Here is a 22452-nt window from a genome sequence, read left to right as displayed (position 1 = left end):
AGACCCTTGCCTTCTAAGGAACGTGTCCGCGTGGCCGGGCGCGAGCTGACGCTGACCAACCTGGACAAAATCATCTACCCGGAAACCGGCACCACCAAGGCCGATGTGCTGGCCTACTACGCCGCCGTGGCCCATGTCCTTATTCCCGCCGCAGCCAACCGGCCAGCCACCCGGAAACGCTGGGTGAACGGAGTGGGCACCGCGGAGAAGCCCGGCGAGGTCTTCTTCCAAAAGAACCTGGAGGACTCCGCTCCCGACTGGCTTCCCCGCGCCGCCATCACCCACAAGGACCGGACCATCCACTACCCGATGGTCAACGATCCCGCCGTCCTCACCTGGTTCGGGCAGATCAATTCCCTCGAAATCCACGTTCCCCAGTGGCGGGTGGATTCCCAGGGCACCCAGCTGAACCCGGACCGGCTGGTCCTTGACCTGGACCCCGGCGAGGGCGCCGGCCTCGCCGATTGCCGTGAAGTGGCGCTGCTGGCCCGCGCCATCCTGCAGGACGTGGGCCTGGCCCCGGTCCCCGTCACCAGCGGCAGCAAGGGAATCCACCTGTACGCGCCCCTGGACGGCACGCAGACCTCGGACCAGATCTCCGAGTTCGCCCGGGAACTGGCACGAGCCCTGGAATCCGACCACCCGGACCTCGCCGTCAGCGACATGAAGAAGACCCTCCGCAAGGGCAAGGTGCTGGTGGACTGGAGCCAGAACAACGCCGCGAAAACCACCATCGTGCCCTATTCCCTGCGCGGCCGGCCCACCCCCATGGTCGCGGCGCCGCGGACGTGGCGGGAGATCAGCTCCCCCAGGCTCAAGCACCTCGACTACCAGGAGGTGCTGCGTCGGGTGCAGGACGGCAAGGACCCGTTCGCCGCCGTCGTCCGTGCTGCCGGAACGCTTGACGACGGCGATGGCGGCACGGGCACAGCGCAGGACGGCACCCACGACGGGCATCCCCGACTGGCGAAGTACCGTGCGATGCGCGATCCCAAGGCCACGCCTGAGCCGTTCAGTGGCGCACCGCGCGGCGGCGACGCGTTCGTGATCCAGGAACACCACGCCAGCCGCCTGCACTGGGACCTCAGGCTGGAGCACGAGGGCGTCCTGGCATCCTGGGCGCTCCCCAAAGGTGTGCCGGAGTCGGGCGGCAAGAACCACCTGGCCGTCCAGACCGAGGACCACCCCATGGACTACCTCACCTTCCACGGCACCATCCCCAAGGGTGAATACGGCGCCGGCGACATGACCATCTGGGACACCGGAACGTATGAGCTGCACAAGTGGATCAACGGCAAGGAAGTAATCGTCACCCTCACCGGCTCAGAGGGCGGCGGGCTGGGCGGCACCAGGAAGGTGGCCCTCATCCATACCGGCCGCGGCCAGGGCAGCGATGCCGAAAAGCAGTGGCTGATCCACCTGATGGACAAGGAGGACCAGGGCGCACGACGGCGGCACGCCCCTTCGTCTGCGGAGCCTGCGGGGAGTGCCGAGGACGTGGGCAGTGCCGGGAAATCCGGGGACGCATCAAACGAACAGGCCGGCGCCAAGCAGGTTTCCCCCGACGATGTCCGCCCCATGATGGCCACCGCGGGAGTCCCCTCAGACCTCCTGGGCAGCGACTGGCAGGTTGAACTCAAATGGGACGGAGTGCGCGCCATCCTTGTGGCGGATGAGTCCTCGGTCCGCATTTTCAGCCGCAACGGCAACGACGTCACCAGGACCTACCCCGAGCTGACGGACCGGCGGTGCTGGCCGGAGCAGCCGTTCGTGGCCGATGGTGAGATCATCGCCGTCGGCCCCTCCGGCAGGCCGGACTTCGGCCTGCTGCAGGGCAGGATGAAACTCACCCGCGCCGCCGACGTCGTCAAAGCGCAGAAGGCCTTACCCGTCCGGCTGATGCTCTTCGACCTCCTGCACGACGGCGGCACGGACCTCCGGCGCCTCCCGCTCAGGGCGCGGCGCCAACGGCTTGAACAGTTCTTCCAGCCCTCCGACTGCCCTGTGGAACTGTCAATGGTGCTCGAGGATCCGGTGGAACACATCATGGACAGCGCACGGGAGCTGGGGCTCGAGGGCGTGATGGCCAAGCGCACGGACAGCCGCTACGTCAGCGGCCAGCGGACGCGAACCTGGATCAAACTCAAGACCGAACGCACCCAGGAAGTGGTGGTGGGCGGCTGGCGGCCGGGCAAGGGCGGCCGCCAGGAAACCGTGGGATCCCTGCTGGTAGGTATTCCGGACGGGAACAAACTCCAGTACGTGGGCCGGGTGGGCAGCGGCTTCAGCGGCCGCGAACTGGCCGAACTGCGGCAGACCGTGGAGCAGCTTGCCCGGAAGACCTCGCCGTTCCACGAGGTTCCCAGGCCTGACTCCGCGGATGCGCACTGGGTCACACCCCAACTCGTGGGTGAGGTCACGTACGGGGAGTGGACTGGCCCGGGGCGGTTGCGGCATCCCCGGTGGCGGGGCTGGCGCCTGGACAAGGACCCGTCAGAGGTGGTCCGGGAGGATTGACGCTTTTTGCCTGCGGGCGCGCAGGCTCCGGTCATGCGCAGGTTTCCCAGTGACGCGCAGACTCACCCGTGACACGGAAATTCCCTGCCGCACCGCTTATAGGGCGCGTCAGGGAATTTCCGTGTCGGTGATGAAGATGCGGTTCGCCCGAGCTAGGACGAGTGCGGCATCTGCGGCTTCCCGGTCCGGTGGACGGCTGCCACGGAGGCCTCGTGGCCCATCCGCCCGTGGCTGGAGCCCCTGTCCTTCGGGTGGCGGCGTTTGCCGTTACCGTCCGGCCAGGAGTTTTGCCTAGGCATTGCGCCTGGAGCGGTGGTGGCCGCTGCGGGCAGGTCCGGGGTGTCCAGTGCAGCTGCCAGATGGTCCGCCAGCTCCGGATTGAGATGGGATTTGCGGTTTTCGTCAGCCATTTTTCTTCCTTTCCACGATGAAATGAAGTCCTGGGGAGAGGCACCGGGGCCTCCGTGATCGCCGGGAATGCCGGCACGTCGTGAGGTCGGCGCTGTGAGGCGCAGCAGCGCCGGCGTGACTGGCCCAGTGTCGCGCAGCGGGGAGATCCCGGCCGCACCCGTCGGCCTATTCGAAAATCAGTGTTCCCATTGCTCAACCATAGGCAACGGCCCGGCGCCTGTGAACCCCCAGCACCGCCTGGAGGCGCCAAAAACGGCGGCGAAAATCCTCCGCGGCGGCAGTGTCTGCCGTCACATCCAGCGCCCGATCACGGCCAAAACCGTGCCCCAACGAACGGTTACGGAAAAAGATTCGGTGACGGTGGACACAATCAGCATGCTTCCCAGTATCCATAAGGGAAAAGCAGGTAAATCAACCCGTAAAAGTTGGTCTGAAACGTGCCTAAAGGGGCGGACAGTACGGCATCAAACGGGCGAACGCTACAAAATCGGCGTAAAATTGAAGGCCTGCCCGGAGCGGGGCAGCAAGTAGTCGCAAGCAAATGACCTCCACAGGAGCTGACCAAATGCCCACAGACCAAAGCAACACCGACTCTTCAGCAGGCGCCAGGAACGCCCGCGGAACAGAACCAGCAGCAGTGAAAGCCGCCAAGAAGCCCAAGCTCCTTCCGCGGCGCCGGCTCAAGGAATCAGACGTCAACGTGGTTGACCAGCCGATGCTTAAGAAGGCCCTCGGCGGCACCATCGTAGGCAACACCATGGAGTGGTACGACGTAGGCGTGTTCGGCTACCTCATCACCACCATGGGTCCGGTCTTCCTGCCGGAATCCGATCCCACGACGCGCAACCTGTTCCTGTTGGGCACGTTCGCTGCAACCTTCATCGCCCGCCCACTCGGCGGCGTCGTATTCGGCTGGCTGGGCGACAAGGTGGGCCGGCAAAAGATCCTTGCCACCACGCTGATGATCATGGCCGCCAGCACGTTCGCCGTTGGCCTGTTGCCCGGCTACGCGCAGATCGGCCTGTGGGCCGCGGCCCTGCTGGTGCTGCTCAAGGTGATCCAGGGCTTCTCCACCGGCGGTGAGTACGCCGGTGCCACCACATTCGTCAGCGAGTACGCCGCCGACAAGCGCCGCGGCTTCTTCGCCAGCTTCCTCGACCTGGGCAGCTACATGGGCTTTGCCATGGGCGCTGCCCTGGTTTCAGTCCTGCAGCTGACCCTGGGCCAGGACACTATGGAGGATTGGGGCTGGCGCATCCCGTTCCTCTTGGCAGGTCCGCTGGGCCTGATCGCGGTGTACTTCCGGAGCAAGATCGAGGAATCCCCGCAGTTCCAGGCCACCCTGGACGCCCAGGAGGAGAACGCCAAGAACGCCACGGAGGGCGACACCGCCGCTGCCAAGGGCCCGGTGGGGATCATCAAGGCTTACTGGCGGCCCATCGTCGTGGCCATGGTCGTCGTGGCCGCCGCCAACACGGCAGGTTACGCCCTGACGTCCTACATGCCCACATACCTCACAACGTCCAAGGGCTACGACGAAGTGCACGGCACGCTGCTGACCATCCCGGTCCTGGTAGTCATGAGCCTCTGCATTCCACTGACCGGCAAGTTGTCTGACCGCATCGGCCGCCGTCCCGTTCTGTGGGTCGGTGCCGTGAGCACGATTGTCCTCGCCATCCCAGCCTTCCTGCTGATCGGCGTTGGAGAAGTGTGGTCCACCCTGGCCGGCCTGGCCCTGGTCGCTTTCCCTGTGACCTTCTACGTGGCTAACCTGGCGTCATCCCTGCCGGCGCAGTTCCCCACGTCCAGCCGGTACGGTGCCATGGGCATTGCCTACAACTTCGCGGTGGCGATCTTCGGTGGCACTACCCCCTTCATTGTGGAACTGCTGATCAAGTCAACCGGCAACGACATGATGCCCGCCTACTACCTGATGGCAACCTCCCTGGTGGGAGCCGTGGCCATCTACTTCCTGAAGGAATCGGCCAACCGCCCGCTGCCGGGATCCATGCCCAGCGTGGACACCGAGGCGGAGGCCCGCGAACTGGTCAAGACCCAGGACGAAAACCCGCTGATCAACGTGGACGAACTGCCGTTCGATACCCACCCGCACCACGACGGCGGGAAGGCCCCGGTCAACGCCTAACCGGCCAACTGTTCCGCTCCGTTACACGGACCGCCGTACCCATACCGGGTGCGGCGGTCCGGGCGTTTAAGGTTGAGTCGTCCGCAAAGCGGCCGGAAGCAAGAAGGAGGTGGCACGGCATGGAACGCGTCCTGCTGCACGTACGCGCCCTTCACCGGCTGGAGCCCGCCAACGCGGACCACCTCGCTGCACTCCGGGTAGCCCTCAGCGTGGCCGTCCCTTCCCTGCTGCTGCTGGCCGCCGGCCGGCCGGACCTCATCATCTACGCCGTCTTCGGCGCCCTCACCGGGATGTATGGCCGGTCCGAACCGCACCAGCTGCGGATCCTCCACCAGTCCCAGGCAGCCCTGGTGCTCCTGGGCGGGGTTTCGGTGGGCGTGTTCCTATCCGCCAACCACATCCATTCGTGGGCGCTGGTGGCCATCGAAGCTGCGCTGGCAGGGCTCGGCTCGCTCTACTCAGACCGTGTGCGGCTCAAGCCCAACGGCCCGTTCTTCGGCATCCTGGCCCTGGGCGCATGCGCATCCGTACCCATGGCTGTCCCGTGGTACGCCGCATTGCTGATCGCCGTGGGGTCCGCGGCGTTCGCAGTCCTGGTGGGATTCGCCGGGTGGGTCCGCCGCCGCCGGTGGCAGCGCGGGGCCGTCAGGATCGCACCGGCGTCGCAGCCGGTGGGCCACCGCGCCATGCTGATCCACGCCGCCCGCTACGTGCTGGCCGTCGGCGCCGCCGGAACCATCGGCGTGCTGACCGGAAGCGGCCACCCGCACTGGGCCATGGCTGCCGCGGCTGTTCCGCTGGGCGGCGCGGACCTCCCCAGCAGCGTCCGCCGCGGTATCCACCGCATTGTGGGGACGTTCGTGGGGCTGGCCGTGACCGCCGTCGTGATCCTTCCCGCCCCCTGGACCCTGCCCGGTCTGTTTCCGGGCCAGCAGGCAGTGGTCCTGGCGCTGCTGGTGATCCTGTTCCAGTTCACCACCGAGCTGTTCATGACGCGGCACTACGGCCTGGCCATGGTGTCCTTCACCCCGGTGATCCTGCTGATGACCCAACTCGCGGCACCCGCCGATCCCGGCGTCCTGATCCTGGAGCGTGCCATCGAGACCCTGGTGGGGGCGCTGGTGGGCATCGCCGTTGTGGTGGCAGTGCGCCGCCAGGGATCACGTTCCCCCGCGCTCCTGCTGGGGCTTGCGCGGCGGGCCCGCCATTAGCCTGGGCGGGGCAACCCGGGCGAGTGCTGCCACCACCTTGTAGCGCTTGGAGGGGATGGAAACGGCCTTGCCCTTGGCGTTGTCCGCCAGCCCCTCCCGCACCACGCGCTCGGCCGCGAGCCAGGTCCACTTCGGTGCCACGGACTTGTCCATCCCCATCCGGTCGTGAAACTCGGTGTGCGTGAAGCCAGGGCACACCGCCGTCACTTTGATGCCGCGGGTCCGGTAGGCCAGGTTGGCCCAGCGGCTGAAGCTCAGCAGCCACGCTTTGGCCGCCGAATAGGTTCCGCGCGGCAGGAACGCGGCGATGCTGGCCACGTTGATGATCCTGCCCTCGCCACGGTCCAGCATGCCCTTGAGCGCCGCGTGTGAGAGCACCAGGGCAGTTTCGGTGTGCAGCTTCAGGTGCTTCTTCTCCTCCTCCACCGGGTTGTCCTCGAAGTTGTGCAGCAGCCCGATGCCGGCGTTGTTGACCAGGATGCCCACCGGCCGCTGCGGATCGGAGAGGCGTTCGACGACGGCGGCCACGGCGGCGTCGTCCGTCAGGTCGGCGGGGAGCACCTCAGCCGTGGCCCCGTAGCGCCGTTCCAGCTCCGCCGCGGCTTCCTCCAGGCGGCTCCTGTTGCGCGCCACCAGCACCAGGTGGCAGCCCTCGGCTGCGAGTTGGCGGGCAAACTCTGCGCCCAGGCCTGCGCTGGCGCCGGTGACCAGGGCAGTGGTCCGTGAAGTGGTCTGCGTCATGCAGCCAGCCTAGCCACCAGTACCCCTGCTTGGCTCCGCTTTTCCCTAGGCTTGTCCTGTGGTTTCACCGGCGAAGCGTGCCAGCGGGTTGGCCAGGCGGCCGGCCATCTGCAGGCCTCCGGACGGATCCGTCAGGTCCAGCATCTGCTGGTTGTTCCGCAGCTGCAGCCGGTTCAGGCAGGACAGTTCGAAGTCCGCAGCGAACAGGTTGTGCCGGGAGAACTGTCCGGCCAGCTCCGGGTGCTGTGCCTGGTAGTCCCGGACGGCTTCGGCAGAGGTACGCCAGAAGGCCTCCTGCGGAAGCGTCCCGTCCTCGTCGAGCAGTGCCGCGAGGAAGCGGAAGATGCAGTCGAAGATGTCGGTGAAGATGGCCAGCACCTTTTCGCCGTCGGGGATGTCCGCCCGGATCCGGGCAACTTCCTCGGGGAGGTCCAGCCGGTCCCCCATCACCACGATCTCTTCGGCGATGTCCTTCATGATGGCCCGTACCGGAACGCCGTTTTCGAGGACCAGGATGACGTTTTCGCCATGCGGCATGAAGGCCAGCTCGTAGTTGTAGAGGCAGTGCACCAGCGGCACCAGGTATGCCTCGAAGTAGCGGCGCAGCCAGTCCTCCGGGGCGAGGCCGGAGCGCTCGATAAGGGCGGAAACCATGGGTTTTCCGGCGGAATCCACGTGCAGCAGCGCTGCCATGGTGGTCAGCTGCTGCCCGTCTTCCAGGAGCGGCAGCGGGCTTTCCCGCCACAGGGCCGAGAGCATCTTCCGGTACGGTGACCCGCTGGCGGACGCGGCCTCGTAGGTCCGGTTGTGGTAGCCGATGGCCGCGATTTCGCCGATCATGGTGAACCCGCGCTGCTGCAGGGCGGCGTCCGCGGTGATCAGCTTCCGGAGCCAGTCGTTGATGGCCGGTGTGGCCTTCATGTACTGGGGTGAGAGGCCGCGCATGAACCCCATGTTCAGCACGGACATGGCGGTTTTCACGTAGTTCCGCGAGGGCTGGCTGGTGTTGAAGAACGTCCTGATGGACTGCTGTGCCTGGTAGGAATCGGTTCCGGTGCCCAGGTGGACGATGCGCTGCCGGGCGATTTCGGCCGCGAAGGTGACCGTGAGCTTGTTTTCCCACTGCCAGGGGTGGACCGGCATGAAGAAGTACTGGTCCGGATCCAGGCCCTGCAGCACCAGTTCCGTGGTGAACCTGCCGGCGAGCGGGCCCAGTTCGGCGTCGAGGTGTGCTGCGTAGTCCAGGCCGCTGCTGGTGCTCACCACGGCGTGGCTGCGGTGCACGGCGATCCACTCCAGCTGCACCGGTGCCCCGGTTTCCGGCGCAAAGGCAAGGTAGTCGCTGACGCCGAACCCCAGCCGGCCGTTGTTGGCCACAAAGCAGGGGTGGCCCTCGGTCATGCTCCGCTCGATCGCCTGGAAGTCGGCGGCAACGTCCCGCCCGCCCGTCACCCCGGCAGCCAGCTCCCCGGCGGTCGGCTGGCCCGCCCACTGCTTGTAGGCATGGCTGGCCAGGGTGCTGCTGACCTCCTCCAAGTAGACCGGGAGCATCTGGAGGTTGATGCCCAGGGCCTCGTGGAACACGGTGATGAACTCCAGCACGTCCAGCGGCGCTTCGGTGCCGTCCTGGATATGCCGGATGGAGCCGGCGCTGATGGACCAGTGCTCCAGCTCCAGGATCCTGGCCGTGAACCGGTATTCGTGGGATCCATCGGCGCTGGTGAGGCGGTAGGTATTGGCTTCCGGCGCTCCGGGTACGGGTACGGGCACAGGCTCAGGCGTGAGGATCCGTTCGTGCGAGAACTCGGCGAGCGCCTTGCGGAGCAGGTGCCGGTTGGCGGCGTCCCACCGGCGCCCTTCGAGGTGCGGCGCAGCTGCGGCTGCCCCGGGCGCGGTGGCGGTGGATTCGAGCTGGACGGTCATAGTGCTGCGGCTCCCTGCAGGTCTTCGGTGCGGGTGGTGGCGGTGGTTTTCAAGGGGGTAAGGGTTTCGCGGGCGGCGAGGTAGCCGGCCCGGGTGCAGAAGCTCAGCAGCGCATCCTTGTCCGGCAGCCCCACCACGCCCGCGGGCAGGAACCCGAACCGTTCGTTGAGGGCGTGGATTTTGGTGTTGCGGGCGTCGGGCTCCACCACGACGCGCTCCACTTCCGGCCTGGCGAAAAGCCGGTGCAGGACGGCGTCCATGACCGCGGTGGTGAAACCGGCTTCTGGATCGCCCGACGGCGGCGCCACCAGCAGGTGCATGCCCGCGTCGCCGGGAAGGACGGGGTAGGCGGCGGCCAGCGGCGAGGACGCCGGAAGGTACTCCTCCATCAGGAAGGCGGGGACGCCGCCGTCGAGCCCCAGGAGGGCGTGGTGGTGTCCGCTCGCCTGGATCTTCGCGTATTCGTCGATGACGTCGGTTTCGGTGGCGGACAGCATTCCCCAAAACGCGGCATATGGCTGGGTGACCCAGCTGTGCAGCAGGGGTGTGTCCGCCACGGGGTCCACGCATCGGAAGGTGAACCTCATGCCGGCACCTCCACGGTTACGTTTCCCGCTGCCGGGTCCGGCTGCACTCCCGGGACGGAAGGGGGCGCGCCGAATTGCTGGAAGGCGATGGTGCGTTCCACGGGGTACACCTCCCGGCCGGCCATTTCGCGGATGATGCAGGAGTTGCGGTAGGCGCCCATGCCGAGGTCCGGGGTGACGAACCCGTGGGTGTGCAGTTCGGCGTTCTGGACGAAGATCTCGCCCGGCTCAACGCCGGTGCCGTAGTTCCGGTCCACGGCGAAGCGGCCGGAACCGTCCCGGGCAATCCGGTCCTGCACACCGGCCAGGAATGCCGGTTCGCGGTAGCCGTACCCGGTGGCCAGCACCACGGCTTCACTGTCCAGGGTGTAGGACGTTCCCTGTTCGCCATGTTCCAGGTGCAGCCGGTGGGTTCCGGCAGCCGGGTCCCATTCGGCGGCCGTCAGTGTGGAGTGGGTGAGCAGCTGGGTGTCCACCATGCCGGACAGGCTCCTGGTGTAGAGGAGGTCGTAGATGGCATCGATCAGGTCCGAGTTGATGCCCTTGTAGAGGTTCTTCTGGGTCTTGTTCAGGTGGTCGCGCTGCCCGGGCGGGAGGCCGTGGAAGTAGTCCACGTACTCGGGGGAGGTCATCTCCAGGGTCAGCTTGGTGTACTCCAGCGGGAAGAACCGCCCGGAGCGGGTCACCCAGTTCAGCTGGTATCCGTAGGCGTCCGCCTCCTGCAGGAGCTCGTAGTAGATCTCCGCCGCGCTCTGGCCGCTGCCCAAAATGGTGATGCTGCGCTGCTGCTGCAGTTCAGCCTTCCGGGCCAGGTAGTCGGCGTTGTGGAAGGCCACTCCCCCGGTGCCGGCAGCCGCGGCCGCAAGGATTCCTTGGGCCGCCGCCGGCACGAACGCGGAGGTGCCGGTGCCCAGCACCAGCCGCCGCGCGGAAAGCACCTCCGGCCCGTCCGGACCTGACACGGAGAGCCGGTACACGCCGTCGTCGTACGCCACCTCCTGCACGGCCGTGCCGAAACGCACGGAGGGCAGCTGCCCCGCCACCCACTGGCAGTACTGGTTGAACTCGGCGCGCAGCGGGTAGAAGTTCTCCCGGATGTAGAAGCGGTAGAGCCGGCCCGTCTGCTTCAGGAAGTTCAGGAACGAATACGGCGACGTGGGGTCCGCCATGGTCACCAGGTCCGCCATGAACGGGACCTGAAGGTGGGCGGGTTCGAGCATCATGCCGGGGTGCCAGTCGAAGGAATCGCGCTGTTCGAGGAAGACGCCGTTGAGTCCCTCCACGGGTTCGGTGAGGGCGGCGAGGCCCAGGTTGAAGGGCCCGACGCCGATCGCGGCGAAGTCGAAGATGGTGCCGTTGGTGGGGGTGCTCATGCGGTGGTTTCCTTCTGCAGGAGTCCGGCGCCGGTGCTGCGCAGGAGGGTGATGATGTCCGTGATGTCCCCAAGGGTTGCCTCGGCGTTGAGGAGCGTGAATTTCAGGTAGTGGCGTCCGCCCACCTTGGTGCCTGCCACCACGGCTTTACCGGAGGCGAAGATGGCTGCCCGGATGGCGGGGTTGAGGGCATCGGCGTCCTCATCGGAGAGGCGTGCGCCGGAGTCCAGCACGGGGCGGTAGCGGAACACCAGGGTGCTCAGCTGCGGTGCGGCGGCAAGCTCGAAGTCATCATCGGCTTCGAGGACAGAACCAACGCGGGCGGCGAGGTCGATCGCCTCGTCGAAGAGCGCGCCAATGGCATCCGCCCCCATGATCCGCAGGGTGAGCCAGAGCTTCAGGGCGTCGAAGCGGCGGGTGGTCTGGATGCTCTTGTCCACCTGATTGGGGATGTCCGCCAGGGCGGCACTCTCCGGGTTCAGGTAGTCGGCGTAGTAGGTGATGTGGCGCAGCATCGCTGCTTCCCGGACCAGCAGGGCGCTGGAGCTGACGGGCTGGAAGAAGGTCTTGTGGAAGTCCACGGTGACCGAGTCTGCGAGGCCGCTGCCGTCCAGCAGGTGCCGGTACCTGCCGGAGACCATCAGGCCGCCGCCGTAGGCAGCGTCGATGTGGAACCAGGCACCGTAGGCCCGGGCCAGGGCGGCGAGCTCTGCGAGCGGATCCACGGCGCCGAAGTCCGTTGTCCCCGCGGTGGCCACCACTGCCATGGCGGTCAGGCCGGCGCCGTGCGCTTCCGCCATGGCCGTGGCAAGTGCGGCCGGGTCCATCCGGTGGTCCGCGGAGCACGGGACGGTGATGACGGCATCGAACCCGAGGCCCAGCATGGAGGCGGACTTCTGCACGCTGAAGTGGCTGTCCTCGGACGTGAAGATGCGCAGGGTGTCCAGCAGTGCCGGGAGGCGGAGGCCGGCCAGGGCGGGATCCTGGCGCAGGCCTGCCACGGCGTGGTTCCGTGCGATGAGCAGGGCCTGCAGGTTGGACTGGCTGCCGCCGGAGGTGAAGATGCCGTCCGCTGCAGCGCCCAGGTGCAGCCGTTCGGCGGCCCAGTCAATGAGGCGCCGTTCGATCATGGTGGCGCCCGCGCTCTGGTCCCAGGTGTCCAGCGAGGAGTTCACCGCGGACAGGATGGCCTCACCTACCAGCGCCGGGATCACCACGGGGCAGTTGAGGTGGGCGGCGTACTTGGAGTCGTGGAAGTAGACGGCGTCGCGCAGGTACACGTCTTCGAGTTCCTGCAGGGCCGCGGCGGTGTCCGGCAAAGGGGTGTCCAGGTCCACTGCTCCCACGCGTGTCCGCATATCGGCAGGGCCGACGCCGGTGAACGGCTGGGTGGTCCGTTCCAGCTTGGTGGCCACGGCGGTGACGCCCTGCAGCACCTGCGCAACGTAGCGGGGTGAGTTCCGGGCATTGAGGAGGTGGTTGGTGGCCCCGAGGGCCAGTTCCACGCGGGAGCCGAAATCCTCTCCCTGCGGGACCGCATTCAGGTCCTGGCGGGCGGGGTCCCGGTGAGCCAGGTCCTGGCGGGCGGAGTGGTCCACTTGCGTCTCATCGAGTCGGGGCATCAGCGGCACGGGTCTTCCTTCGGTCAACAAATTGGGGAGTTGCGTAGGTAAGCCTTACTTAGGCTCCCCTTTTAATCAAACTTTTGTGCCCTATTTCTCTTCGGCCGCGGAATCCCGGGGTCTTCGATGCGACCGGGAAGTCATTGACTGGCATCGGCGCGGGCTCATGATGCACAATTTCCGCCCCGCGAATGGTGCGATGGTGGCCGCAGCCCCAAATGTTCGGCTTGTCACATCTTTAGTAAGCATGCTTTGCTTGTGGGGATAAATGACCTCCGCAAGCAGTTCGCGGCGGGGCTGGAAGAGCAGCCTCGTGAAGAAGCCCAAGGATGAATATCGCATGACCACCGCCACTGAACACCGGTTGCCAGCGTCCGGGGAACGCACAAAGCCAGCCGGCAACACAGCCGAGCCCCTGGACCTGGGGCTCCTGGTCACCCTGAATTCGCGCATGCACTGTCGCATGCCCATGCAGCGGATCGACCCGCAGGAGCTGCCGGTCCGGGAGCCCGTTTACGTTGACGGCACCGGAGTGCTGCCCGCCGGCCCGGGGAGCGCGCCGGGCACCGTTGTAACCTACCGCTGCGCGTGCGGCTTCACCCTGGACGATCCCGCCTTCAGCGCCACGGTCAGCGATCGGGCCCTGGCCAGCTGACGCCGGGCTGCGGGCGGCCCTGCCGTACAGCGGGACCGGAGGCCGTGAGCTGAAAGGCAGCGGCAAGTTGGGCTGCTCCCGGTAATGGGGCACCCGGGGCGCTGCTGAAGCGCTGCTGCGCTATCCCTCCGGCCAGTCGACGAACTGCTCGTACCCTTCGTGCTTGCGGAGGTAGCTGGAGATGAAGGGGCAGTGCGGGATGACCCGCTTGCCTGTGGCCACAACGTCGTCCAGGGCGAAGTGCGCCAGCACCTTGCCAAGGCCCCGGCCTTCGAAGTCCTGGCCCGTCTCGGTGTGGGTGAAATCGATGTGGCCCGGCAGGTCCCGGAAGAAGGACTGCACGGCGAGCCTGCCGCCCACCAGCAGTTCATACCGGTGCTCCGCGTCGTTGCGCCGCAGCGTGACATCGGGGGCGAACCTATCCTCGGTGGACAACGTGTTCTCGGTCATGGTTCGACACTGGCACTACTTCACCCCGCTGGCAATGCCCTTCCGCCCCCTCCTGCGCCCGGCACGCCGGCGCGTACCGGCGGCGGCCGTCCGGTGTCCAGGGACAGGGCTCCGCCAGGGCACCGCACCGAGGATCAGTTGGGTGAGGGCAAAGAATGCGGCTCCGGTTCCCAGCAGGGCGAGGGTGAGGCCGCCCAGCGCAGCGTCCGCCACCGGAAGGAAGACCACCACGACGGCGGCGCCCACCGCGGCGGGCTTGGCGCCGGAGCCCGGAGTCGCCGTCGGGGTGTCTTCAAGGCGCCCGAAGGCGGCGATGACGGGCAGCAGCAGGAGCAGCAACGCAGGCAGCACCACGGCCCGCGCCCACCACCATTCGGGCGTTCCCGACTCCGGTTTGGGGAAAGGCGCAACGAGCAGCAGGCCGGACATCGCCACCAGCAGGGGAAGGTGCCAGAGATACACCGTCAGGGACCGGGCGCCGGCGATCTGCAGCACCCGGCTGAGCCACGGCCACGAAGCCACGCCCTCCAGGACCGGCCGCGCGGCCTCCATCAGGGCGGCCTGGGATACGCCCAGCAGGAGGAGGGTCAGGTTGGGCGGGTTGAGGTTGACCAGCATGTTCCCGGGGTAGAGCCCCAGGCCTGTCACGGCACCCAGGACGACGTTCGCTGCCAGGGCCACCGCTGCCAGCCCTGAACGTGGGAGCCCCGCCAGTTTGCCGTCGGCGATGAGGAAGCCCAGCTGCTGGACGGCGCACCACAGGAACAGCAGGTTGATGTTGGCCAGGAGCGGCAGCGTGCCGCGCAGGCAATCGACGGCCACCACCAGCGCCGTGAGCAGGAGGAAGGTCAGCCAGGGGGCTCGGCGGTGAAGTGCGGCAAGAAGGGGGATGTTCAGCTGCGCCGCGAGGTAGGCGGCCAGGAACCACAGCGGCATCCCTGCCCCGGCCGCCATCAGCCCGGTGACCTGGGGATGCACGCCCAGCAGTTGGGCGGCACCGAGCCCCAAAAACATCACGGCCAGCAAGGCCGTGGCGGGCCTGACCAGCCGCAGCAGGCGTGCACGGATGAACAGGGCAGCCGTTCCGCCGTTCGCCGAAAGCCGCCGCCAGGCCTCCAGGCCGGTCATCCCGCCGGTAACGAAGAACAGCGGCATGACCATGAAGATCCAGATGACGGGTTCGAACCAGTGCTGCTCCGCCAGGGTGTTCTGCGTGGTCACAGTCCCGTCGGCATGCAGCGCGGGGCTGACCATCATGCAATGGCCCACCACCACGAGGGCCAGGCAGGCGAACCGGACAAGGTCGATCACCGGATCACGGCCCGCCGTGCCCGTCCGGAGGTTTCCACTCAGGCCGCCGGCGGTACCCACCGTGCGCCCCGGGGCGTCCCGGCCCTGTTCACAGCACTATTGTGCGCCTGCCATAGGGGGTGGAGAAGGACTGAGCGGCCGCGGCAGGCGCTGAAGTGCCTGCAGTTGGAGTGCCCCGCAGTTAGAGGGAAACAGCCAGGAGGCCGGGGACGACGGCGAGCAGCGGCGTGGCGCCCTGGGTTATGGCCGCGCGGAGGTACTTGCGGCCAGACAGGGCAAGGACCAGCGCCGCCAGCAGCATGGAGCCGCAGCTGGCGAAGATGAGGGTCCAGCCGGCTACGTCCTGCGCCGAGCCGTCCGCCCCGAACACCACCAGGCCTGCGCCGATCAGGGCGCCGACAGCCAGGAACAGGTTGTAGAAGCCCTGGTTGTAGGCGAGGGGTTTGGTGATCTCCGCGTTTTCCTGGGACTCGATGCTGAAACGCTTCCACGTTGCCGGCTTGGTCCAGGTCAAGGATTCCATCGTGAAGATGAAAACGTGCAGCGCGGCAGCAAGGAACGCGAAAAGGAGGGAGGCCAGGATCATGGCTCGATCCTAGCCTCCCTCCCCGGAGTTTCCCGGCGTCTTGGGCCTACCGGGTCAGCGTGGCCAGCGTGGCGCCGGCGAACTCTCCGGCAGACCGGTTCCAGTGCCCCAGGAGCGCCTGCAGGTTTTCACCGTCGGCGCGGTGCGCCGGGAGCTGCTCCTGCAGCGTGGCCAGCACCCCGGTGCGCAGCTCGGTGTTGAAGTTGACCTTGCCCACGTTCATGGCGGCGGCCTTCACCAGCTCTTCGGCCGGAATGCCGGACGCGCCATGCAGGACCAGCGGAAGGTGGGTGCGCACAGCGATGTCCTGCAGCACGTCCCAGCGCAGCTGCGGCTCGCCCTTGTACTTGCCGTGGACGTTGCCCACGGCAACGGCAAGGAGCTGGGCACCGGTGCGGGCCACGAAGTCCTCCACCTGCGCGGAGTCGGTCAGGCCTGCCACGGCAACGCCGGACTGGTCTGCGGGCTGGTCAGCCGAGAAGGCACGGTCCTCGTCGCCGGCCAGGCCGCCGAGCTCCGCTTCCAGCACCACATCGGGATGTCCGTTGGCCGCCAGGAGTTCCCGGGCGGACACCACCAGGGCGATGTTCTCCTCGTAAGGCAAGGACGAACCGTCGGCGAGGACCGAATCCGCCCCCGCCGCGACGGCGTCGGCCATCACTGCGAGGTCCGTGGCGTGGTCGAGCTGCACGGCGACCGGCACGGAGGCCGCGTCAGCCAGGCCCCGGAGTGCCGCGATCAGGCGGAGCCCGTTGGGGGTGGCAGCCGTCTTGGGGGCCACCAGCAGGATGACGCCGCGGCCGGATTCCTCCGCGGCGCCCACCACGGCCAGGGCGGTGGTGAAGTCGTAGCAGGTGAAGGCGGGAACAGCGGAGCCCTGCTGCAGCGCGGAGGTGACCAGGTGGTCGAGTCGGGTGCGCATCAGACGCCCAGGCCTCCCACCAGGATCCAGGCCACGAAGGTCAGGGCGAAACCGGCCAGGCCCAGGACGGTGGTGAGCACGGTCCAGGTCCTCAGGCCGTCGGAGACGGTGAGGCCGTAGTAGCGCACCACGGTCCAGAAGCCGGCGTCGGTGACGTGGGAGAGCCCCAGCGCGCCGAAGCCGATGGCGATCACGATCACGGCGATCTGTGCCGGGCTGTAACCGCCCTCCATGACGGCGGAGGTCAGCAGGCCGGTGGTGGTCACGATGGCAACGGTGGCCGAACCCTGGGCGGCGCGCAGTGCCAGCGAGATTACGAAGCCGAGGGCGATGACGGGCAGGCCGAGGTGGTCCAGGGTCTGGGACAGCGCTGCACCGATGCCGGAGGTCCGCAGGACTTCACCGAACACGCCGCCGGCGGCAACCACCATCAGGATGGACGCGATGGGAGGCAGCGCGCCTTCGAAGATTTCACCGGTTTCCTTCAGCGACCAGTTGCGGCGGACGGCCAGCAGGAAGAAGGAGAGGGCAACGGCCACCAGGAGGGCGAAGAACGGGTTGCCGATGAAGGCGGCCAGGCCGTACCAGGAGTTGTCCTTGGGGATGGTCAGCGTGCCCAGGGTGCCGAGCAGGATCTGCACGATGGGGGCGGCGATGAGGAAGATGATCAGGCCGGGACGGGGCGGAGCGATGGCGGACGCGCCGGGGCCGTCGTGGCCCACCTTGACCAGTGAGTCGGAGCCGAACTCCTCAACCTGGGCCTTGACCGAGGGCAGGAGTTCGTATTCCTTGCGGTTCATGATGCTGGCCACCCAGTAGGACAGGAAGCCGAGGGGAATGCAGATGGCCAGCGAGATCAGGGTGATCAGTCCGATGTCCGCGCCGAAGACGCCGGCGCCGGCAACGATGCCGGGGTGCGGCGGGACGGCAACGTGGATGGAGAGCATGATGCCGGCCATGGGCAGGCCGAACTTGACCGGGTGGACCTTGGCGATCTTGGCGAAGGCGTAGACGATCGGCACCAGGACGATGACGCCCACCTCGAAGAACACGGGGATGGCCACGAGGAAGCCGACGGCGGTGAGGGCCACTGCCACGCGCTTGGCACCGAGCTTCTCGGTGAAGTGCGCGGCCAGCGACTGCACGCCGCCGGAGACCTCGATCATCCGGCCCAGCACGGCGCCGAGGGCGATCAGCAGCGCCACCTTGCCCATGGTGCTGCCCACGCCGTTGGCCACAACGGTGAACACATCCTTGAGCGGGATCTGGGAGGCCACGGCCACCAGGATGCTGACGGTCAGCAGGGCTACGAAGGCCTGGATCTTGAAGCGGATGATCATCACCAGCAGCACGGCGATGCCGAGCGCTGCGATGGTCAGCAGCAGCGGGGTGCCGAGCTCAACTGCGGGTTTGATGGCCGGAGCGTCGGCCGCCCGCACCATCAGCGGGCTAATGAGGTGGTTCACGATGGGTGTCTCCTTTGACGTGCCAGTCTTCCAGAAGACGGGCAATAAGGCGCCGGTTGTTTCTAAGGGGAGTAACGCAAGGGGTACGACGGCGGCGGAGGGGGGACCGCCGCCGTCGTACGTATTGGGGAGGGTGCTGCCGGTTGGTTCTTAGTTGGTGCGCTTGGCGGGGGCTACCACCTTGATGACTGCGGAGTCATCGGCGGCGGCGAGGCCCTGGGCCTGGCCCAGCAGGTAGAGCTGCTCCGCTGCGGCGGCAACCGGAGCCGCCAGGCCGGCGGCGCGGGTGGCCTTGCCCACGATGCCCATGTCCTTGACGAAGATGTCCAGGCGGGAGAGGACCTCGGCGCCCTCTTCGTTATAGGCCTCCAGGATGCGCGGGCCGCGGTTGGAGAGCATGAAGGAACCTGCCGCGCCGGCTTCGAGGGCGGCGAGGGTCTTGGCCTGGTCCAGGCCGAGCGCGTCCGCCAGGGCCAGGGCCTCGGCGGCGGCGGCGATGTGGACGCCGCAAAGGAGCTGGTTGACGGTCTTCAGGGCCTGGCCGTCGCCGGGCTTGTCGCCCACCACGGTGAGGGTGGAGGCCAGCAGTTCCAGCGCGGGCGCCGCCTTTTCGCGGGCTTCGGGGGAAGCGCCGACGACGATCAGCAGGTCGCCTTCGCCGGCACGCTTGGGTCCGCCGGAGAGCGGCGCGTCAACGAGCTCGACGCCGTAGGCAGCCAGCTTCTCGACGGTGGCGGGGATGGCTTCGGTACCCACGGTGCTGCCAAGGATGACGACGGCGCCCGGCTCCAGGACGGAGGCCACGCCGTTCTCGCCGAAGAGGACGTCGTTGAGCTGTTCGCCGTTGCGGACGGCGAGCAGGACGGCGTCGGCGCCCTTGGCCGCTTCGCGGGCGGTGCCAAAGGTGGCGATGCCGGCTTCTTCAGCGAGCTTCAGGCGCGGTTCGGCAATGTCGAAGCCGTGCACGGTCACCTGCGAGGCGAGGCGGGTGGCCATGGGCAGGCCCATGGCGCCAAGGCCCAGGACGGTGACGGTGTAGTTGCTGGTCATGGTGTTTCTCCGTTGAATGTTTGGGGCGTGGTGGCTCGGGGATTGAGCCTGTCGAAATGCGGTTTCGACAGGCTCAACCACCGGAGGGACTAGAAGGTGTTGCTGAGCTTGCGGGTGACCTGGGCCAGGGAGTCGTCGTCGCCCACGTTGCCGGCGAAAACGATGTACGGGATGCCCTTGGCGGGGCCGTCCACCGGCTCCCAGAGGGAGACGATGCCCGGCAGCATGGGGCCGCGGACAATGCCGTGGCGGATCTCCAGGCCGTGGGCTGCGACGTCCGAGGAGGTGATGCCGCCCTTGGCGATGACGAACCGCGGCGGGAAGGTCTTCAGGGTGCGGTTGACCACGGCTACGACGGCGGCGGACACGGTGCGCGCGATCCGCAGGCTTTCGGCGGCGTCGTCGGTCTTGATCAGGAGCCGGCTGGTGTGCACGATGACGTCGCCGCCGCGGAGGGCCTCGACCACGGTGTCCACAGTCTGGTCCAGGTGGGTTGCGGCGTCCGTCGGGTCCGCGAGGAGTTTCTCGACGTCAATCTCGATGATGCGTGCGGAGCTGTGTTCGGCCGTGAGGACGTTCAACTGGCGGGTGGTGACGCCCACGTGCGAGCCCACTACGATCAGGCCGCCGGCGGTGGAGGGCGTGTTGCCTTCGTAGGCTTCCTCTGCGGTCAGGGCCGTGCGGACTTCCTGGCCGATGCGGCCGCGGACGAACGGCGGGCCCACGCGGTAGAGGAGTTTCTTACCGCGGCGCTCTGCCTCTTCCAGGCCGAGGGCCAGTGCGCGGAAATCGTTCTCAGTGACGATGTCAGCCACGATCGGGGTGGAGTTGGTGGCTCCCTCGATGGCATCTGCGATGGCCTTGGCCGAGATGGCGGGGTCCTGGGCGGCAGAGCCTGCGCGGATGATGTTCAGGTCCAGGACGATCACGGAGTCAGCGGTGAACCGGCCCTTGGACTTTTCCTCCACGTACTCCGCCATGACGGAGGTGGCGAAGCCGAAGCTGGCGTCCTTGGCGAATTCGGTCTCGGAGACCGGAACCAGGGTGCCGGCGGCCTCACCGGTGCCGCGCATGTAGTGGACGCCGCCGATGGTGATGCGGCCGGCGTCGGGGAATGCGGGGACCAGCACGACGCCGTCGGTGGCTTCACCGCTTACCTCGCCGACCGTGGCGGCGATGACGTCGGGCTCCAGCGGGTAGTGGCCGCGGAGGGTGGAGTCGCTGCGGCTGACGAAGCCGACCTTCACGCCGCCGGCGGCGGCGAGGGCGTTGCGGACCACTTCTTCGTTACGGGCGGCGGCTTCGGCCGGGTCCAGGCTGCGGGTGTTGGTCAGGACGTAGACCGCGGGCTTGGACTGGCTGAAGGCCCAGGTGAAATCCTCGACGTCCCACTGGGTGAGCACGGGCAGGTCTGCCACGGACTGCGTTCCGGTGGGGTCGTCGTCGAGCACTACCAGGACGCGGGGAGTCTCCGCGTTGGAAGCGGCCAGGGTGCCGGCCACCAGGGCTGCGGGGATGGGGAAGTCCGCGGGATAGGCGGCCAGGACGTCTGCTTCAAGCGTCACAGTGCACTCCGTTGTGTTGCGATCCGGGGTCCGGATCAAGGTGTAAATGAATCTGTAAGATGTCTGACATCTTGCATTTGAATGCTAGTGTGGCACACGACATAAAAGACGCGCAAGTAGACTTGTCAGACATATCCGCCGGGTAGACGCCCACGGCAGGAATCGGGGGAACCATGGCAAGGAAGTCGTTGGTTGGCGTTGTGGCCGACGAACTGCTGGACCGCATTATCGACGGCGAATTCCCGCCCGGGTCAACAGTCCCCGGCGAGCACGAGCTCAGTGCCCGGCATGAAGTCAGCCGGATGACGGTGCGCGAAGCCATGAAGACACTGCAGGCGCAGCAGATCCTCAGCGTGGAGCGCGGCCGGGGCACATTCGTGAACCCACTGAACCGGTGGACCTCACTCGAGGCCGTGCTCCGTGCGGCGTCGGAGGGCAAGAACGAAGCCGAGGCTTCCGTGCAGCTCATCGAGCTCCGCCGCATGCTGGAGACCGGCGCCTGCGAGCTGGCTGCGGGCCGGATCTCCGAGGCGGATACCGAATCCCTCTTCGCCTACATCGCGGCGATGAAGGCCGCCCACGCCATCAACGACGTCGCGTCCTTCGTCGAAGCCGACCTCGCCTTCCACGACGTGATCCTGCGCGCGTCCGGCAATGTGTTCGTCTCCGTGCTCTTTGAGCCGCTGCACCGCGTCCTGGAGAAGCGCCGGGCCGAAACCTCCGCCGTTCCGGCCATCCAGGAACACGCCATCGGCCATCACCAGAACATCGCCGAGGCCCTGCAGTCAGGCGACGCCACCCGCTCCCGGCTGGCCATGGACGCCCACATGCAGCAGACGCTGGACGACCTGAAGAACCTGGTACTCCCCGCCAAATAGCGGCGGGAACTAGCTTGCCGGAGGGGCCGTGGTTCCGCGGACCACCAGTTCGGTGGCCACCTCCAAAGCCGCGGGCACCGCGCCCTGGCCGTCCTGCTGCTCGATGAGCATGCCCACGGCCATGGTGGCCAGCTGTGCCAGCGGCTGGCGGACAGTGGTGAGCGGCGGAGAGGTCAACGCGGCCTGGGCGATGTCGTCAAACCCCACGATGCTGAGGTCCCCCGGTACCTGCAAAGAGCGCTGCGCCGCGGCATTCATCACGCCCAGGGCCTGAAGGTCGCTGCCGGTGAAAATGGCGGTGGGCCGCTCGGCCAGGTCCAGAAGGTCGGCTCCCAGGCGCATGCCGGACTCGATGCTGAAATCACCGTCCCGGACAAGCTCCGGCAGGACCGGCAGGCCGGCCTCGTGCAGGGCGGCCGCGTAGGCTGCGTACCGCGCCCGGCCGTGCCCGGGGCTGTGCTTGCGTCCGGTGATGATTCCGATCCGGCGGTGTCCCTGGGACAGGAGATGCCCGACGGCGGCGAGCGCGCCGGAGAAGGACGCCGGGCTGACGCTGGGGATATCCAGCCCTTCGGCCCCCTCGGGGTCGATGGCCACGGCCGGAATCTTCAGCGACCGCGCCAGTGTCACCAGGCGGGAGCCGCTGCGTGGTGCCAGCAGCATGACCCCGTCCAGGCGGTTTACCGATGGTTCACGCAGTTTCCGCCAGCGGTCGGCAGTGACATGTTCAGCCCGCACATACGCCACCGCATATCCCAGCCGGTCCGCTGCGGCCTCCACGCCTTCCATAGTGGCCAGGACCCAGGGCGAATCGAAGTTGTTGACCACCAGCTGCAGCATCCCTGGCTGGGCCGCTGCGGCGTTCCGCTTGGAATAGTCCAGCTCATCAAGGGCCTGCTGCACTTTGGCCCGCGTGGCCTCCGAAACGTGGGTTCGCCCGTTCAGGACCTTTGACACGGTGGGTACAGACACCCCTGCGGCGGCCGCAACGTCAGCGATCTTGGGACGCGGGGTGGCGGTCAACGGGGCAGTCCTTGG

General features: G+C 67.4%; 19 protein-coding genes. 5 read left to right on the top strand and 14 right to left on the bottom strand.

Annotated features, from left to right (window positions below; genetic code table 11):
• Nucleotides 1-30: 30 nt before the first annotated feature.
• On the top strand, nucleotides 31-2517 hold the full coding sequence (locus tag ACHL_RS02580) for an ATP-dependent DNA ligase (RefSeq protein WP_015935746.1): 2487 nt from the start codon (nucleotides 31-33) through the stop codon (nucleotides 2515-2517).
• Between the two features lie 152 nt (nucleotides 2518-2669).
• On the opposite strand, the gene ACHL_RS02575 is transcribed toward ACHL_RS02580, so the two are convergent.
• Nucleotides 2670-2927, bottom strand: a complete 258-nt coding sequence (locus ACHL_RS02575; protein WP_015935745.1) for a hypothetical protein — start codon at nucleotides 2925-2927, stop codon at nucleotides 2670-2672.
• A gap of 566 nt (nucleotides 2928-3493) precedes the next feature.
• Here ACHL_RS02575 and ACHL_RS02570 point away from each other — a divergent pair.
• Together ACHL_RS02570 and ACHL_RS02565 are read left to right on the top strand one after the other, a co-directional pair.
• A complete protein-coding gene (locus tag ACHL_RS02570; protein ID WP_015935744.1) occupies nucleotides 3494-5074 on the top strand; it encodes an MFS transporter in 1581 nt (526 codons plus the stop codon).
• A 119-nt stretch (nucleotides 5075-5193) separates the two neighbouring features.
• A complete protein-coding gene (locus ACHL_RS02565; protein WP_015935743.1) occupies nucleotides 5194-6285 on the top strand; it encodes an FUSC family protein in 1092 nt (363 codons plus the stop codon).
• Here ACHL_RS02565 and ACHL_RS02560 read toward each other — a convergent pair.
• Genes ACHL_RS02560 through ACHL_RS02540 form a run of 5 tightly spaced genes read right to left on the bottom strand, consistent with a single transcriptional unit; the run spans nucleotide 6235 to nucleotide 12531 of the window.
• Entirely contained in the window at nucleotides 6235-7026 is a 792-nt protein-coding gene (locus ACHL_RS02560) for an SDR family NAD(P)-dependent oxidoreductase (protein ID WP_015935742.1), read from the bottom strand. The two genes, ACHL_RS02565 and ACHL_RS02560, sit on opposite strands and share 51 nt — an antisense overlap.
• A gap of 45 nt (nucleotides 7027-7071) precedes the next feature.
• Nucleotides 7072-8949 carry an IucA/IucC family protein gene (locus ACHL_RS02555; protein WP_015935741.1) on the bottom strand — a complete coding sequence of 626 codons (1878 nt, stop codon included), beginning with the start codon at nucleotides 8947-8949 and terminating at the stop codon, nucleotides 7072-7074.
• Nucleotides 8946-9536, bottom strand: a complete 591-nt coding sequence (locus ACHL_RS02550; protein WP_015935740.1) for a GNAT family N-acetyltransferase — start codon at nucleotides 9534-9536, stop codon at nucleotides 8946-8948. The genes ACHL_RS02555 and ACHL_RS02550 overlap by 4 nt, the downstream gene beginning before the upstream one ends.
• Nucleotides 9533-10909, bottom strand: coding sequence for a lysine N(6)-hydroxylase/L-ornithine N(5)-oxygenase family protein (locus tag ACHL_RS02545; RefSeq protein WP_015935739.1), 1377 nt, complete (start codon nucleotides 10907-10909; stop codon nucleotides 9533-9535). Before ACHL_RS02545 ends, ACHL_RS02550 begins: the two co-directional genes overlap by 4 nt.
• On the bottom strand, nucleotides 10906-12531 hold the full coding sequence (locus tag ACHL_RS02540) for a pyridoxal phosphate-dependent decarboxylase family protein (RefSeq protein WP_081434836.1): 1626 nt from the start codon (nucleotides 12529-12531) through the stop codon (nucleotides 10906-10908). The genes ACHL_RS02545 and ACHL_RS02540 overlap by 4 nt, the downstream gene beginning before the upstream one ends.
• A 340-nt stretch (nucleotides 12532-12871) precedes the next feature.
• Between ACHL_RS02540 and ACHL_RS02535 the strand changes: the two genes are divergently transcribed.
• Nucleotides 12872-13186, top strand: a complete 315-nt coding sequence (locus tag ACHL_RS02535) for a hypothetical protein (protein WP_015935737.1) — start codon at nucleotides 12872-12874, stop codon at nucleotides 13184-13186.
• A 120-nt stretch (nucleotides 13187-13306) separates the two neighbouring features.
• Here ACHL_RS02535 and ACHL_RS02530 read toward each other — a convergent pair whose 3' ends face one another.
• The 7 genes from ACHL_RS02530 to ACHL_RS02500 all read right to left on the bottom strand — a co-directional run bounded on the left by ACHL_RS02530 (nucleotide 13307) and on the right by ACHL_RS02500 (nucleotide 20536).
• Nucleotides 13307-13636, bottom strand: coding sequence for a GNAT family N-acetyltransferase (locus ACHL_RS02530; protein WP_015935736.1), 330 nt, complete (start codon nucleotides 13634-13636; stop codon nucleotides 13307-13309).
• Nucleotides 13637-13651: 15 nt separating this feature from the next.
• A complete protein-coding gene (locus ACHL_RS02525; protein ID WP_015935735.1) occupies nucleotides 13652-15007 on the bottom strand; it encodes an acyltransferase family protein in 1356 nt (451 codons plus the stop codon).
• Between the two features lie 121 nt (nucleotides 15008-15128).
• The gene (locus ACHL_RS02520; RefSeq protein WP_015935734.1) at nucleotides 15129-15533 is read right to left on the bottom strand and encodes a DUF1304 domain-containing protein; all 405 of its coding nucleotides are present in this window, start codon (nucleotides 15531-15533) and stop codon (nucleotides 15129-15131) included.
• Nucleotides 15534-15579: 46 nt separating this feature from the next.
• Nucleotides 15580-16455, bottom strand: coding sequence for a class II fructose-bisphosphate aldolase (locus ACHL_RS02515; protein WP_015935733.1), 876 nt, complete (start codon nucleotides 16453-16455; stop codon nucleotides 15580-15582).
• Nucleotides 16455-17921, bottom strand: coding sequence for a GntP family transporter (locus ACHL_RS02510; RefSeq protein ID WP_015935732.1), 1467 nt, complete (start codon nucleotides 17919-17921; stop codon nucleotides 16455-16457). The genes ACHL_RS02515 and ACHL_RS02510 overlap by 1 nt, the downstream gene beginning before the upstream one ends.
• A gap of 150 nt (nucleotides 17922-18071) precedes the next feature.
• Nucleotides 18072-18971, bottom strand: a complete 900-nt coding sequence (locus ACHL_RS02505) for an NAD(P)-dependent oxidoreductase (protein WP_015935731.1) — start codon at nucleotides 18969-18971, stop codon at nucleotides 18072-18074.
• Nucleotides 18972-19060: 89 nt separating this feature from the next.
• Nucleotides 19061-20536, bottom strand: a complete 1476-nt coding sequence (locus ACHL_RS02500) for a four-carbon acid sugar kinase family protein (protein ID WP_015935730.1) — start codon at nucleotides 20534-20536, stop codon at nucleotides 19061-19063.
• A 173-nt stretch (nucleotides 20537-20709) separates the two neighbouring features.
• On the opposite strand from ACHL_RS02500, the gene ACHL_RS02495 reads away from it, so the two are divergent.
• Nucleotides 20710-21414, top strand: coding sequence for a FadR/GntR family transcriptional regulator (locus ACHL_RS02495; protein ID WP_015935729.1), 705 nt, complete (start codon nucleotides 20710-20712; stop codon nucleotides 21412-21414).
• 9 nt (nucleotides 21415-21423) lie between these two features.
• Here the strand turns inward: ACHL_RS02495 and ACHL_RS02490 are convergent, their stop codons facing one another.
• Nucleotides 21424-22437: a LacI family DNA-binding transcriptional regulator gene (locus ACHL_RS02490; protein WP_244266508.1), complete on the bottom strand. Its 1014-nt coding sequence runs from the start codon at nucleotides 22435-22437 to the stop codon at nucleotides 21424-21426.
• Between the last annotated feature and the right edge of the window lie 15 nt (nucleotides 22438-22452).

It is taken from the genome of Pseudarthrobacter chlorophenolicus A6, from assembly GCF_000022025.1.
In the GTDB taxonomy this organism is placed as follows: Bacteria; Actinomycetota; Actinomycetes; order Actinomycetales; family Micrococcaceae; genus Arthrobacter; species Arthrobacter chlorophenolicus.
This window is presented reverse-complemented; position numbering and strand designations above follow the sequence as displayed.

Coding starts and splice junctions, on each gene's coding strand:
- ACHL_RS02575 (WP_015935745.1), bottom strand. CDS start 2,927: ATGGCTGACGAAAACCGCAAATCCCATCTCAATCCGGAGCTGGCGGAC.
- ACHL_RS02515 (WP_015935733.1), bottom strand. CDS start 16,455: ATGCGCACCCGACTCGACCACCTGGTCACCTCCGCGCTGCAGCAGGGC.
- ACHL_RS02570 (WP_015935744.1), top strand. CDS start 3,494: ATGCCCACAGACCAAAGCAACACCGACTCTTCAGCAGGCGCCAGGAAC.
- ACHL_RS02495 (WP_015935729.1), top strand. CDS start 20,710: ATGGCAAGGAAGTCGTTGGTTGGCGTTGTGGCCGACGAACTGCTGGAC.
- ACHL_RS02505 (WP_015935731.1), bottom strand. CDS start 18,971: ATGACCAGCAACTACACCGTCACCGTCCTGGGCCTTGGCGCCATGGGC.
- ACHL_RS02545 (WP_015935739.1), bottom strand. CDS start 10,909: ATGAGCACCCCCACCAACGGCACCATCTTCGACTTCGCCGCGATCGGC.
- ACHL_RS02550 (WP_015935740.1), bottom strand. CDS start 9,536: ATGAGGTTCACCTTCCGATGCGTGGACCCCGTGGCGGACACACCCCTG.
- ACHL_RS02555 (WP_015935741.1), bottom strand. CDS start 8,949: ATGACCGTCCAGCTCGAATCCACCGCCACCGCGCCCGGGGCAGCCGCA.
- ACHL_RS02530 (WP_015935736.1), bottom strand. CDS start 13,636: ATGACCGAGAACACGTTGTCCACCGAGGATAGGTTCGCCCCCGATGTC.
- ACHL_RS02535 (WP_015935737.1), top strand. CDS start 12,872: ATGACCACCGCCACTGAACACCGGTTGCCAGCGTCCGGGGAACGCACA.
- ACHL_RS02560 (WP_015935742.1), bottom strand. CDS start 7,026: ATGACGCAGACCACTTCACGGACCACTGCCCTGGTCACCGGCGCCAGC.
- ACHL_RS02540 (WP_081434836.1), bottom strand. CDS start 12,531: ATGCCCCGACTCGATGAGACGCAAGTGGACCACTCCGCCCGCCAGGAC.
- ACHL_RS02520 (WP_015935734.1), bottom strand. CDS start 15,533: ATGATCCTGGCCTCCCTCCTTTTCGCGTTCCTTGCTGCCGCGCTGCAC.
- ACHL_RS02565 (WP_015935743.1), top strand. CDS start 5,194: ATGGAACGCGTCCTGCTGCACGTACGCGCCCTTCACCGGCTGGAGCCC.